This is a genomic window from Bradyrhizobium diazoefficiens (assembly GCF_016616885.1).
GTDB lineage: Bacteria > Pseudomonadota > Alphaproteobacteria > Rhizobiales > Xanthobacteraceae > Bradyrhizobium > Bradyrhizobium diazoefficiens_F.
Map to the genome: position 1 here is coordinate 4,658,745 of NZ_CP067102.1, position 12,827 is coordinate 4,671,571.

The window sequence follows — 12,827 nt, forward strand, 5'->3', positions numbered from 1 at the left end:
CATGCCTTGCGAAGCGGCGTAATGATCGAGCGATGCCGCTTACAAAGGCAGCGCGTCGTCCACGGCCAAGAAATCCTGATTTCATGACGTCCCACGCACTCCGCTGTTGTCGCTGTTGTCGCAATTCTGCTTTCAATTTGTGGGACTGACGCCTGCCGCACATCAGCCGTTCGGCCTAGGCCGCGGCGGTATTCATGCGCGATACCGCCTGTCGTTGCTGTTTTCCGGAAACTGTTGCCGAATTGTCCCAGGATCGCGACGCAACCCAACGGCCGCCGTGGGGCTAGGGGCGGCCGTTCTCGACGTGCCCTCTTTGAAGAAGCAGGCGGACGAGCTCGGCCTGGCGATGCGTTCCGGTCTTTTCAAAAATCCGGGCGAGATGCGTGCGACCGGTGGATCGCGAGATCTGCAATCGATCGGATGCCGCTTGAATCCCCGCACCCATCATGATCTCGCCGGCGAAGCTCGCTTCCGCCGCCGTCAATCCAAACTGCTTCCGAACCCAGTCGAGCGGCGATAGGATCGCGCGGTCCGGATCGGTAACGAACAGGATTGCTGCGGGACGTTGCGCCAACCCAAACGGTTTTGCTCCGGAGCGCAGCGGCGCCAGCAGCAACGAAAGCGGCGCCCGGCCCGGTCCACGCGATAGCGCGAGCTCGCCGCCGGAGCCCGCATCCGCTCCTGCGCGCGCGCAGCCCGCGAGCAGTTCGTGCAGCAGCATCGTATCCGCAACAGTTTCGGCATGCAGAGCACCTTCCGCCAGGCGCAACCCACCGCCATCCAACAGGCGTTCGGCTTCGCGATTGGCGAACACCACGCAGGCGCTGGCGTCGACGAGCAGCGCGCCTTGCTCCAGCCGGTTCAGTGCCTCGGCAGATGCTTGGTGATGTAGCTCCAATTCGGCGAGCCTGATGTTGAGTTGCACCGCGCGCTGAAAATGCGGCACCAAGCGCTGGAACAGGCTGACATGATCAGGCCCGAAGTCGGGCTGCCGATGCGCCGCTATGACCGTTTGCCGCCCTTGCTCGACGAGCGCGACCGCGCTCAGCATCGACCCGAGCCGCTGCGGCACAAGGAAGTCGTTGTAGAACTCGGTGCGAACCAGCTCGCTGTTCGGCATGATCATGGCATCGGTCATCACAGTACCGGCGGCTGCCGACGCCGCCCGGTGCCACAGCGGGTTTACGCCGTGATAGTAATGCCCGTATCTCTCATAATAGATGCGATCGCACTGTGGAGCGACACTCCAGGACTCGACTGGGCTGTCGCCTTGTCGGGTCAGAACGGTGGTATGAGAAGCGCAGATTCGGGAAATCTCGCAAAGCGCTTGCGACCATTGATTGAAATCGATCGCGGCGTCGTAAATCGCGGCAATCAGTGCGGCGAACGTGCCCTCGTTGATCATGTTCACTGGTCACGTTTGCTGCCGCTAGACGCCCGACAGTATATGTGGGGCCTGTCCATCCGGAAACAGTCGGCAATGAGGTATTAATGGGCAGCTGCACGCGTCTTAGGCGCGCCTTTTAGCTGTTTGACCGCTGAATGACTATTTTCGCTGTCATTTGTGCCAAAACGTCAGGGTTTTTCAGCCGATCGGCAGGTTCCTCGATTGACTTTGGCCGATTCCCCCCTATGTTCCGGGTCGACGCGGCTCGGTATCGAAGAGCGATTCCAGAGCCTGGCGCTTTGTTCGCGTGAGTCAGCACCCCCAGCTTCTTTGAGAGCGCGCCGTTTCGGGGTGGAACGCGACAGCCTTATTACCCTCGATTCCGAACGGCGGTTTCGACCAGAGGCTCAATGTCCTTTTCCAATCTCGGACTATCCGAAAAAGTCCTCGCCGCAGTGGCGGCCACCGGTTACACCACCCCGACCCCCATCCAGGAACAGGCGATCCCCCACGTCCTCGCACGCAAGGACGTACTCGGCATCGCCCAGACCGGCACCGGCAAGACCGCGGCCTTCGTGCTGCCGATGCTCACCATCCTCGAAAAGGGTCGCGCCCGCGCACGCATGCCGCGCACGCTGATCCTGGAGCCGACCCGCGAGCTCGCGGCGCAGGTGAAGGAAAACTTCGACCGCTACGGCGCCGGCCAGAAACTCAACGTCGCTCTCCTGATCGGCGGCGTCTCGTTCGGCGACCAGGATGCCAAGCTGACGCGCGGCGTCGACGTGCTGATCGCTACCCCCGGCCGGCTACTCGACCATACCGAGCGCGGCGGACTGCTGCTCACCGGTGTCGAGCTGCTCGTCATCGACGAAGCCGATCGCATGCTGGACATGGGCTTCATTCCCGACATCGAGCGCATCTGCAAGCTCGTCCCCTTCACGCGGCAGACCCTGTTCTTCACCGCGACCATGCCGCCGGAAATCCGGCGCATCACCGAGACGTTCCTGCACAATCCGCAGAAGGTCGAGGTTTCCAAGCCCGCCACCACCGCCGTCACCGTGACGCAGTCGCAGGTGCCCGCCGGCCGCGAGGCCCATGAAAAGCGTGAGCTGCTCCGCCGCCTGCTGCGCGAGGCCAAGGATCTCAAGAACGCGATCATCTTCTGCAATCGCAAGCGCGAGGTCGCGATCGTTCACAAATCGCTGCAGAAGCACGGCTTCAGTGTCGGCGCCCTGCATGGCGATATGGACCAGCCAGCCCGAATGGCCGCACTCGAACAGTTCCGCAAGGGTGAGCTGCCGTTGCTGGTCGCCTCCGACGTCGCCGCCCGCGGCCTCGATATTCCCGAGGTCAGCCACGTCTTCAATTTCGACGTCCCCCACCATCCCGACGACTACGTCCATCGTGTCGGCCGCACCGGCCGCGCAGGCCGGTCCGGCATGGCGATCTCGCTCGTGACGCCACTCGACCAGAAGTCGATGGTGGCGATCGAGAAGCTGATCGGCCAGAGCATCCCGCGCGCCGAAGGCGATTACGAGGTGAGCGCAGATTCGGGTGAGCAGAGCGACCGTCCGCGCGAATCGCGCGGCCGCGATCGTGAACGCTCCCGCGGCGGACGCGGCAAGCCGCAGCGCGGTCGCGACCGTGAGCGCAGCCGAGAGCCGCGCGAGGCGCGACATTCCTCCGAGGCAGCGCCTTCGTCGGACGCAAGGCCGGCTGCCGAAGCACGGCCGGCTCGCGAAGAGAGGCCGGCACGCGAGGCAAGACCCCCGCGTGAAGCCAGGCAATCCTCCGAGCCGCGTCATGGCTCGCGCCAGCAGGCCAACAATTCGCATGTGCCGTCGATCGGCCGTCCCGAACCGCGCCGCCAGCGCGAGGCCGACGCCGAGCCCGGCGATCACTCGCATCTCCCGGCGTTCTTGCTCCGACCGGTCCGCTCCCCCGCCGGGGCCTGAAACCACGATACACGCCTGAGTTGAATGGTCGACCGTTTACCGACCATTCATGATCATCCGTTAGCCTACGAACATAATTTAAGCATTGCTGCGGTCGGCTGCGCACCGATCGTCGTGGGGTATGTTCTGTGGTCAAGGTGCTCGATGAACACGAACGCACGATGGCGTTCGCCGAGGTGGCGCTCGGTCAGATCCGGTCGCTGAAGCAAACCGCAATCCCCCGCAATTACGAGATCTGGTACGTCTACGCGACCGGCTACAACGCTCCGCTCAATAAGATCATCAACGAGACGCTGGCGCGCAACGGCAAGCTGTCCGAATCCGATCTCGAGCAGATCTACGACACCTATCTCTCCCACATCAAAACGACCGACCGCATCGACAAGGTCGGCGCGCGCGTCATCGGCGAGATCGACGACGTGATGACGGTCTTGAGCGACGCGCTCGGCATGACCGGCGCCTACGACGCCAGCCTGTCGGGCGCGATCGAGCAATTGTCCTCTGCCAAGAGCCGCGAGCAGGTCACGACGATCGTCGAAGCGCTGCTGCGTTCGACCGGCGAGATGCGCGAGACCAACAAGGCGCTGGAAGACCGGCTGACGCTGTCGAAGAACGAGATCAGCAATCTCCAGCAGAGCCTGGAAGCAATCCGCGCCGAGAGCCTGACCGATCCGCTGACGGGCCTCGGCAACCGCAAATATTTCGATCGCATGATCGGCATAGCCGTGCAGAGCGCGCTCGCGAGCGGCGAGCCGCTGTCGCTCCTGCTGCTCGACATCGACCATTTCAAATCGTTCAACGATTCCTACGGCCATCTCACCGGCGACCAGGTGCTCCGGCTCGTCGGCCTGTCGCTGAAGCAGACCATCAAGGGCCAGGACATCACCGCGCGTTACGGCGGTGAGGAATTTGCAGTTGTGCTGCCCAACACCTCGCTACGCCAGGCGCTCACCGTCGCCGACCATATCCGCCGCGCTGTGATGGCGAAGGAGTTGAAGAAGAAGTCGACCGGCGAGATCCTCGGCCGCGTCACCATCTCCGTCGGCGTCTCCATACTGAAGCAAGGCGAAGACACCGACGCATTGATCGAACGTGCCGACGCCTGCCTCTACGCCGCCAAGCGCAACGGCCGCAACCGCGTGATCTGCGAAGTCGACCCCGAATACGCGGTCGAGACGCACAATCGGGTGGCGTGACGCGGACGTAGCAGGCCGATCAGCCGCCCGCGCTTGACATTCCAACTTGACGAACGACATCTTCCTCTCCGCTTGTAGCATCCGATCGCGCGTATCGAGGACTTGTCGCCTTGCCAAACCCGCATGATTTTCACACGCCACAACCGTCCTACACCAGGGACGAGTTGCTGAGATCGAGCGAAGGCGGCTATTTCGGCCCGGGCAACGCGCAGTTGCCGGCACCGCCGATGCTCATGATGGACCGCATCACTGAGATCAGCCTGGACGGCGGCGCGTTCGGCAAGGGTCACATCGTGGGCGAGCTCGACATTGTGCCGGGCCATTGGTTCTTCGATTGCCACTTTCGCGGTGACGCGATGATGCCGGCCTCTCTGGGGCTGGATGCGATGTGGCAGATGGTCGGCTACTGGCTCGGCTGGTCAGGCTCACCGGGCAAGGGCCGCGCCATCGGCGTCGGCGAGGTTGAGGTCACGGGCGCCATCACGCCGGAGACGCGATCCGTGCGCTACGAGGTCGCCATGCGCATGGTCCGCCGCGGCAAGCTGGTGCTCGGAATTGCCGACGGCCGCGTGCTTGCTGATGCCGTCTGTGTCTTCACGGCGAAGGATATGCGGGTTGGCCTGACCAAGGCCGCGGAGTGAGGTCGACGCGCGCACGAGCGCGCTTCAGGATGACATCTCGTAGGGCAAAGGCGCGTAGCGCTGCGCCCACCATCTCTCCAGCATCGCTATTTTGAACGGTGGGCGCGCTTCGCTTTGCCCACCCTACGCGCTAGCTTCTTGGCTGCTTTCTTGGCCGGTCCCTTCTTGGCAACAGCCTTCTTCGGCTCTGCCTTCTTCGCCGCAGCTTTCTTCCTCGGCCGCTTCTTCACCTTGGCGCGCTGGGCGGCGGCAAGCGCCGCCCTCGCCCATTGCGCCAGTTCCTCGGAATCGTCGAACAGGCGCGCCGGCAGCTCCCAGTAGGAGTTCACCAGCACGGTCTTGGCGCGGGTCGAATACTGGAACGGTTTTGAGCCTTCGGCTTCAAAGTCCGGAATAGTCACCTCGTCGGCACGGAAAAACAGCCCGGCGCGCAAAGCGAGCGCGAAGTTGATGCCGTCGGCGGAGATGCCGTAGCCGGAGAACATCTTTCGGATAGCAACGGGGCCGAAATCGGCGAACAGGTCGATCAGGAATTCGCGGTCCATCGAGGGCTTCCCTGCGCAAGCAAGCGAACCCTCATAGCATCTCCGTCATTGCGAGCGAAGCGAAGCAATCCAGAATCCCTCCGCGGAAAGACCCTGGATTGCTTCGCTTCGCTCGCAATGACGCTGGGGCTTACCCGTCGATCTTGGCCGGGCGCAGCTCGACCGATTCGCCGCAGCCGCAGGCGGAGATCTGGTTGGGGTTGTTGAAGACGAACTGGGCCTGCATCTTGTCGGCCTTGTAGTCCATCTCGGTGCCGAGCAGGAACAGCACGGCCTTGGGGTCGACCAGGATCTTGACGCCCTTGTCCTCGACGACCTCGTCGGTCGGGCGGACATCGTGGGCGTATTCGACCGTATAGGACTGACCGGCGCAGCCGCCGTTCTTGACGCCGACGCGCAAGCCCACGATCTCGGAGTCCGCGCGGTGGGTCAGCTCGCTGATGCGCTGGGCGGCGGCATCGGTCAACCGCATCACCTGCGGGCGGGGCCGCTTCGGCTTCGGAGTAGATGCTGGTGTCGAGCCTGACGAAATTTGGGTCATGTCAGTGATGTGGTCCGTTGCGGAGCGAATTCAATATCAAGGTTACGTGTCACCACATATTGAGGACGAGGCGGGCCTCGTCGCTCATGCGTTCCGGCGACCAGGCCGGCTCCCAGACGACCTTGACGTCGACCACGCCGACGCCGGGGACGCTGGCGACGGCGTTCTCGACCATGGTCGGCAGCTCGCCGGCGGCTGGGCAGTTCGGCGTCGTCAGCGTCATCTGGACGTCGACGGAGCGATCGTCCTTGATCTCGACCTTGTAGATCAGGCCGAGCTCGTAGATGTCGGCCGGGATTTCCGGATCGAACACGGTCTTGAGGCCGGCGATGATCTCGGTCGTGAGACGCTCGGTCTCCTCCGGCGGCAGCGCCGAATGGGTCTCCATCGGATTGGCTTTGATTTCGGCCGTGTCACTCATGCGAACAAATCCCGCGCCTTCAGCAGCGCCTGTGCCAGATGATCGACTTCTTCCCGCGTATTATACATGCCGAACGAGGCGCGGCAGGTCGCCGTCACGTTGAACCGCTCTAAAAGCGGCATCACGCAATGGGTGCCGGCACGGACCGCGATGCCCTGACGGTCGATCACGGTGGCGACGTCATGGGCGTGCGCGCCCTTGAGCTCGAAGGAGATCACCGGGCCCTTGCCCCGCGCGGTGCCGATCAGCCTGAGCGAGTTGATCTCGCGCAGTTTGTCCTGGGCATAGGTGACGAGCTCGTGCTCGTGCGCGGCGATGCGCTCCTTGCCGATCGAATTGACATAGTCGATGGCGGCGCCAAGGCCGACGGCCTCGACGATCGCGGGCGTGCCCGCCTCGAATTTGTGCGGGGGATCGCCATAGGTGACGACCTCGCGCGAGACCTCGCGGATCATCTCGCCGCCGCCATTGTAGGGGCGCATCGCGACAAGATGCTCGTACTTGGCCCAGAGCACGCCGATGCCGGTCGGCCCGTACACCTTGTGGCCGGTAAAGACATAGAAGTCGCAGCCGATATCCTGGACGTCGACGGGCATGTGCACGGCGCCCTGGCTGCCGTCGACCAGCACGGGAATGCCGCGGGCATGGGCGATCTTCACGACGTCCTTGACCGGCACGATGGTGCCGAGCGCATTCGACATCTGCGTGATCGCGACCAGCTTGGTCTTCGACGTCAGCAGCTTCTCGAACTCGTCGATGAGGAAGTTGCCTTCGTCGTCGACCGGCGCCCACTTGATCACGGCGCCCTGACGTTCCCTGAGGAAATGCCAGGGCACGATGTTGGAGTGGTGCTCCATGATCGAGAGGACGATCTCGTCGCCTTCCCCGATGTTCGGGCCGCCCCAGGACGAGGCGACGAGATTGATCGCTTCGGTGGCGTTGCGGGTGAAGATCACTTCTTCGGTGCGCGCCGCGTTGATGAACTGCGCAACCTTGGTGCGACCGCCCTCATAGGCTTCGGTCGCGGCGTTGGCGAGGTAGTGAAGGCCGCGATGGACGTTGGCGTATTCGGACGTATAGGCCTGCGTCATGCGATCGAGCACAACGCTCGGCTTCTGCGCGGAGGCCGCGTTGTCGAGATAGACCAGCGGCTTGCCGTAGACTTGCATGGCGAGCGCCGGAAAGTCCTGACGCACCCGTTCAACGTCATAGGCGCCGTTCTTGACTGCCGGATGCGTGCTCATGACCGGCGCTCCAGCCAGCGTTCGGCAATGCCGATCACGTGCTCGCGCAAGCCATCATCGGCGATCTGCTCGATCGCTTCGCCCACGAAGGCCTGGATCAGCAGCGCCTGGGCCTGCTTCTCCGGCAGGCCGCGGGCCTTCAGATAGAACAGTAGGCTGTCGTCCAGCGCGCCGGCAGTGGCGCCGTGGCCGCAGGAGACGTCGTCGGCAAAGATCTCGAGCTCGGGCTTGTTGTCGGCCTCGGCTTCGTCCGAGAGCAGCAGCGCGCGGGTCATCATCTTGCCGTCGGTCTTCTGCGCGTCGGGACGGACGATGATGCGGCCCTGGAACACAGAGTGGGCGCGATCGTCGATCACCGCGCGGAAGACTTCGCGGCTGACGCAGTTCGGCACCGCGTGGTCGACCACCAGCGTGGTGTCGCCATGCTCGGTCTTCTGCAACAGGTTGACGCCGTTGGCCGACAGCTCGCTGCCCTCGCCCCCCAGCGTGATGAAGCCTTGCAGGCGGCTGACGGCCGCGCCAGTGGTCATGTTGAAGAAATTGAGTTTGACGTTGGCGCCGACCGTCACGAAATGCGAGGTCACGTTCACCGCGTCAGGCGCATCGTCCATCAGGCGGATATGCGCGACGTCGGCATCGTCACCAACCGTGAGGAGCACGGCGTCGTTGATCTGGTAGGCTTGGGCGCCAGCCGCAACGAAACTCTCGACGATGGTGGCGTGAGCGCCCTTCCCGATCGCGACCTGCGACCGGGTGAAGGCCGACGCGGAAGCTGCGGTCGCGATGTGGATGATCTGGATCGGCGCGGAGAGCTGAGCGCCATCGGCAATCGAAAGCACCACGCCATCGGTCGCCATCGCCGCATTCAGCGCGATCACGGCGTCGGTGGACGCGGTCTTCAGCAGCCCGGCATCCTTCTCCAGCGTCTCCCGCAACGTCTTGAATCCCACCTCAGCGGCAAGCGCCTTCACGTCGGAGAGATCGGCCACGAACACGCCGTCGACCAGCACCAGCTTGCGGGCACCCGCAATCGCATGCGCCTTCACGGCCTCGGCGGCGCGCTTCAGCGCGGCTGCATCCGGTGCGGCCGCGAGCGGCAGCACCTCGCCGACCAGCGCGCGCAGGTCGGTGTATTTCCATTCTTCGATCCGGCGGTGCGGCAGGCCGAGACGCTCGTAGGTCTCGAACGCCTCGCGGCGCATTGCTGCCACTCCAGGCGAACCCGGCAAGCGGCCTTCGGCGCTGGTGAAGAGATCGCTCACCGCGCGGCCGTTTCCGGTCTTTGCCACAGCAACGTTCATCGTAAAATTCCTTACGCGGCGTCCTCGAACTGGGTGTAGCCGGACGCTTCCAGCTCCAGCGCCAGTTCCTTGCCGCCGCTCTTCACGACACGGCCCTTCGACATCACGTGCACGACGTCGGGCACGATGTAGTTCAGCAGCCGCTGATAATGGGTGATGACGACCATCGCGCGCTTGGGCGAATGCAGCGCGTTGACGCCGTCGGCCGCAATGCGCAACGCGTCGATGTCGAGACCGGAATCCATCTCGTCGAGGATGCACAGGCTCGGCTCGAACAGCGCCATCTGCAACACCTCGTTGCGCTTCTTCTCGCCGCCGGAGAAACCGACATTGACGCCGCGCTTGAGCATGTCCTGCGGGATGTTGAGCGACTTCGACACTTCGCGGACCTTCTTCAAGAAGTCCGGCACCATCAGCTCACTCTCGCCGCGCGCCTTGCGCTGTGCGTTCAGCGCGGTCCGCAGGAAATTCATGGTGGTGACGCCGGGAATCTCGACCGGATACTGGAACGCCAGGAACACGCCCTTGGCGGCGCGCTCCTCTGGCGCCATCTCCAGGAGATCCTCGCCCTTGAACAGGATCTGGCCGTCGGTCACCTCATAGCCGGGCTTGCCGGCGATGACGTGCGAGAGCGTCGACTTGCCGGAGCCGTTCGGCCCCATGATCGCGTGGATCTCGCCCTCGTTCACGGTCAGCGTCAGCCCGTGGAGAATCTCACGCTCCTCGACACGAACCTTCAGGTCTTTCACTTCAAGCAAAGCCATCTTGGTATCCAGTTTATTCAATTGATGTTGGAGCGCGAGATGCGCGCCGCGAGGGGGCGGCAATTAGCCAACCGACCCTTCAAGCGAGATCGAGATCAGCTTCTGTGCTTCCACCGCGAATTCCATCGGCAGTTGCTGCAGCACATCCTTGACGAAGCCGTTGACGACGAGGCCGACAGCCTCTTCCTGGCTGAGGCCGCGCTGGACGCAGTAGAACAGCACGTCCTCGGAGATTTTTGAGGTCGTCGCCTCATGCTCGAACGTCGCCGAGGAATTCTTGGCCTCGATGTACGGCACGGTGTGCGCGCCGCATTTGTCGCCGATCAACAGGGAATCGCAGGCGGTGAAGTTGCGCGCGCCGGTCGCTTTCCGGTGCGCGGTGACGAGGCCGCGATAGGTGTTCTGCGACTTGCCGGCGGCAATGCCCTTCGAAATGATGCGGCTCGACGTGTTCTTGCCGAGATGGATCATCTTGGTGCCCGAATCGACCTGCTGGAAGCCGTTCGAGATCGCGATCGAGTAGAATTCGCCGCGGGAATTATCGCCGCGGAGAATGCAGCTCGGATACTTCCAGGTGATCGCCGAACCGGTCTCGACCTGGGTCCAGGAGATCTTGGAATTGTTGCCACGGCAGTCGCCACGCTTGGTGACGAAATTGTAGATGCCGCCCTTGCCTTCCGAATTGCCCGGATACCAGTTCTGCACCGTCGAATATTTGATCTCGGCGTCATCATGCGCGACGAGCTCGACCACGGCGGCATGCAGCTGATTCTCGTCGCGCTGCGGCGCGGTGCAGCCTTCGAGATAGGAGACGTAAGAGCCCTTGTCGGCGATGATCAGCGTGCGCTCGAACTGGCCGGTGTTGCGCTCGTTGATGCGGAAATAGGTCGACAGCTCCATCGGGCAGCGCACGCCCGGCGGCACGTAGACGAACGAGCCGTCGGAGAACACCGCCGAGTTCAGCGTCGCGTAGAAATTGTCGGAGGTCGGGACAACCGAGCCCAGATATTTCTGCACCAGCTCGGGATGCTCGCGGATCGCCTCCGAGATCGGCATGAAGATCACGCCGGCCTTCTTCAGCTCCGCCTTGAAGGTGGTCGCGACCGAGACCGAATCGAAGACAGCGTCGACCGCGATCTTGCGGCGGGCCGGATCTTCCTCGCCGGGCTTCGGCTCGACGCCTTCGAGCATGGCAACTTCCCGCAAGGGAATGCCGAGCTTCTCATAGGTCTTCAGGATCTCCGGATCGATCTCGTCGAGCGAAGTGACCGTCTTCTTCGGCTTCGGCGCCGCGTAATAATAGAGATCCTGGAAGTCGATCTTGGGATAGTCGACGCGCGCCCAGGTCGGCTCGGTCATGGTCAGCCAGCGCCGATAGGCTTCGAGCCGCCACTGGAGCATCCAGGCGGGCTCGTTCTTCTTCTCGGAGATGAACTTGACGGTCTCTTCCGACAGCCCCTTGGGGGCCTTGTCGGACTCGATCAGGGTCTCAAACCCATAACGATACTGGTCGACGTCGATGCGCTTGACGCGCTCGACCGTCTCTTGGACGGCTGGCATTCTATCCTCCGCTCGCGGTTTCAAGGACCGCGGTGGATCAAACTCGGACGACTATTACGATGTTTTTTGGCAGAAAGCACTGGCTTAGAACCGTTCAAGCCGTGTTTCGTCGCTTAGGCTCTAAGTAGGGTATTACCGAGCTTTCGCCAAGCCTCTAACGCCCTATTGATGTCATCTGGTTCTGTGGACCAGCCCAGACTGAGACGCACCGCTCCCTGGGCCACGGTGGCATCGCATCCCATCGCCGAGAGCACGTGAGACGGCTGGACCTTCCCTGAGGAACAAGCCGAACCTGAGGATACGGCGACACCTTCGAGGTCAAAGCCGATCACGGCAGTCTCGGCCTTGAGACCTGGTGCAGTGAACAGAACGGTATTTGGCAACCTCTTCACGTCTTCCGCGAAGACGGTTGCGCCGGCAATCTCGCGAATACCGTTTTCTAAGCAATTCCTGAGGCTTGCCATCCGCTCCGCATCTTCCGGCAGAGCCTGAAGGGCGGCCTTCACGGCCGCACCCAACCCGGCAATGCCGGCAACATTCTCGGTTCCTGCCCGCCGGCCGAGCTCCTGCCCGCCCCCCCTCAGCACCGGCTCCAATCCGGCCAGGCCCTCCGCCACGACCAGCGCGCCGACGCCCTTGGGGCCGCCGATCTTGTGCCCAGAAAAGGTCGCAAGGTCCGCGCTGACCGCGCTAATATTGAAGGCAATTTTGCCGAGCGCCTGGATCGCGTCGACGTGCAGGAGGCCGCCGGCCTCGTGGACGAGCCCTGCCGCCTCCGCGACCGGCTGGAGCGCACCGGTCTCGTTGTTGGCCGCCATGATCGAGACCAGCGCCGGCGGGCCGTCGGCGAGCACCGTCCGGAGATGATCGAGGTCGACGACGCCGGAACGCGTGACCCGGATCTGGCTGATTCCATCTGCCGGGAACCGGCCGCCCGCGAGCACCGAGGCATGCTCGACCGCGGAAACCAGGAGCCGCCGCACCGGTTCGCCTGATCGGCTGCGCAAGCCGGGCGACAGCGCCAGCGCATTGGCCTCAGTTCCGGCGGAGGTGAAAACCACGTTTCGCGGCAGCGCACCGACTGCTGCCGCAAGCGAGCTACGCGCGTCCTCGACCAGCCGCCGCGCCTCCCGTCCCTCGGCGTGGACCGAGGATGGATTGCCGATCAGCTCGTAGGCGGCCAGCATCGCTGCGCGCGCCTCAGTGCGCAGCGGTGTCGTCGCATTCCAGTCGAGATAGACACGGCTCGGCATGGCGCCCTCTTAGCACCTT

The 12,827-nt window shown here is 63.4% G+C and carries 12 protein-coding genes; 3 read left to right on the plus strand and 9 right to left on the minus strand.

The window, feature by feature from the left end:
- Positions 1-283 precede the first annotated feature (283 nt).
- On the minus strand, positions 284-1,411 hold the full coding sequence (locus tag JJC00_RS21800) for a helix-turn-helix transcriptional regulator (protein WP_200468004.1): 1,128 nt from the start codon (positions 1,409-1,411) through the stop codon (positions 284-286).
- 386 nt (positions 1,412-1,797) lie between these two features.
- Here JJC00_RS21800 and JJC00_RS21805 point away from each other — a divergent pair, with 386 nt between their 5' ends.
- The 3 genes from JJC00_RS21805 (at position 1,798) to fabA (ending at position 5,179) form a co-directional block, all read left to right on the plus strand.
- The gene (locus JJC00_RS21805; RefSeq protein WP_200468005.1) at positions 1,798-3,342 is read left to right on the plus strand and encodes a DEAD/DEAH box helicase; all 1,545 of its coding nucleotides are present in this window, start codon (positions 1,798-1,800) and stop codon (positions 3,340-3,342) included.
- Between the two features lie 128 nt (positions 3,343-3,470).
- Complete coding sequence (locus JJC00_RS21810) at positions 3,471-4,538, plus strand: GGDEF domain-containing protein (RefSeq protein ID WP_200468006.1); 1,068 nt, start codon at positions 3,471-3,473, stop codon at positions 4,536-4,538.
- A gap of 110 nt (positions 4,539-4,648) precedes the next feature.
- A complete protein-coding gene (gene fabA / locus JJC00_RS21815; RefSeq protein WP_200468007.1) occupies positions 4,649-5,179 on the plus strand; it encodes a bifunctional 3-hydroxydecanoyl-ACP dehydratase/trans-2-decenoyl-ACP isomerase in 531 nt (176 codons plus the stop codon).
- Positions 5,180-5,265: 86 nt separating this feature from the next.
- On the opposite strand, the gene JJC00_RS21820 is transcribed toward fabA, so the two are convergent.
- The 8 genes from JJC00_RS21820 to JJC00_RS21855 all read right to left on the minus strand — a co-directional run bounded on the left by JJC00_RS21820 (position 5,266) and on the right by JJC00_RS21855 (position 12,808).
- On the minus strand, positions 5,266-5,724 hold the full coding sequence (locus JJC00_RS21820; RefSeq protein ID WP_200468008.1) for a TfoX/Sxy family protein: 459 nt from the start codon (positions 5,722-5,724) through the stop codon (positions 5,266-5,268).
- A 130-nt stretch (positions 5,725-5,854) separates the two neighbouring features.
- Positions 5,855-6,265, minus strand: a complete 411-nt coding sequence (locus JJC00_RS21825) for a HesB/IscA family protein (protein ID WP_200468009.1) — start codon at positions 6,263-6,265, stop codon at positions 5,855-5,857.
- Between the two features lie 49 nt (positions 6,266-6,314).
- Positions 6,315-6,686, minus strand: coding sequence for an SUF system Fe-S cluster assembly protein (locus JJC00_RS21830; RefSeq protein WP_148748806.1), 372 nt, complete (start codon positions 6,684-6,686; stop codon positions 6,315-6,317).
- Entirely contained in the window at positions 6,683-7,930 is a 1,248-nt protein-coding gene (locus JJC00_RS21835; protein ID WP_200468010.1) for a cysteine desulfurase, read from the minus strand. Before JJC00_RS21835 ends, JJC00_RS21830 begins: the two co-directional genes overlap by 4 nt.
- A complete protein-coding gene (sufD, locus tag JJC00_RS21840; RefSeq protein ID WP_200468011.1) occupies positions 7,927-9,231 on the minus strand; it encodes a Fe-S cluster assembly protein SufD in 1,305 nt (434 codons plus the stop codon). Before sufD ends, JJC00_RS21835 begins: the two co-directional genes overlap by 4 nt.
- Positions 9,232-9,242: 11 nt before the next feature.
- Positions 9,243-9,995 carry a Fe-S cluster assembly ATPase SufC gene (gene sufC, locus JJC00_RS21845; protein ID WP_200468012.1) on the minus strand — a complete coding sequence of 251 codons (753 nt, stop codon included), beginning with the start codon at positions 9,993-9,995 and terminating at the stop codon, positions 9,243-9,245.
- A gap of 63 nt (positions 9,996-10,058) precedes the next feature.
- Positions 10,059-11,555 (minus strand): Fe-S cluster assembly protein SufB, encoded by a 1,497-nt coding sequence (gene sufB / locus JJC00_RS21850; protein ID WP_027530933.1) that lies wholly within the window; start codon positions 11,553-11,555, stop codon positions 10,059-10,061.
- 113 nt (positions 11,556-11,668) lie between these two features.
- Complete coding sequence (locus tag JJC00_RS21855; RefSeq protein ID WP_200468013.1) at positions 11,669-12,808, minus strand: cysteine desulfurase family protein; 1,140 nt, start codon at positions 12,806-12,808, stop codon at positions 11,669-11,671.
- Between the last annotated feature and the right edge of the window lie 19 nt (positions 12,809-12,827).

What these genes read in the sequence shown, in the direction of transcription:
- JJC00_RS21805 (WP_200468005.1), top strand. Translation starts at nt 1,798, where the DNA reads ATGTCCTTTTCCAATCTCGGACTATCCGAAAAAGTCCTCGCCGCAGTG.
- JJC00_RS21820 (WP_200468008.1), bottom strand. Translation starts at nt 5,724, where the DNA reads ATGGACCGCGAATTCCTGATCGACCTGTTCGCCGATTTCGGCCCCGTT.
- JJC00_RS21825 (WP_200468009.1), bottom strand. Translation starts at nt 6,265, where the DNA reads ATGACCCAAATTTCGTCAGGCTCGACACCAGCATCTACTCCGAAGCCG.
- JJC00_RS21830 (WP_148748806.1), bottom strand. Translation starts at nt 6,686, where the DNA reads ATGAGTGACACGGCCGAAATCAAAGCCAATCCGATGGAGACCCATTCG.
- JJC00_RS21835 (WP_200468010.1), bottom strand. Translation starts at nt 7,930, where the DNA reads ATGAGCACGCATCCGGCAGTCAAGAACGGCGCCTATGACGTTGAACGG.
- sufD (WP_200468011.1), bottom strand. Translation starts at nt 9,231, where the DNA reads ATGAACGTTGCTGTGGCAAAGACCGGAAACGGCCGCGCGGTGAGCGAT.
- sufC (WP_200468012.1), bottom strand. Translation starts at nt 9,995, where the DNA reads ATGGCTTTGCTTGAAGTGAAAGACCTGAAGGTTCGTGTCGAGGAGCGT.
- sufB (WP_027530933.1), bottom strand. Translation starts at nt 11,555, where the DNA reads ATGCCAGCCGTCCAAGAGACGGTCGAGCGCGTCAAGCGCATCGACGTC.
- JJC00_RS21855 (WP_200468013.1), bottom strand. Translation starts at nt 12,808, where the DNA reads ATGCCGAGCCGTGTCTATCTCGACTGGAATGCGACGACACCGCTGCGC.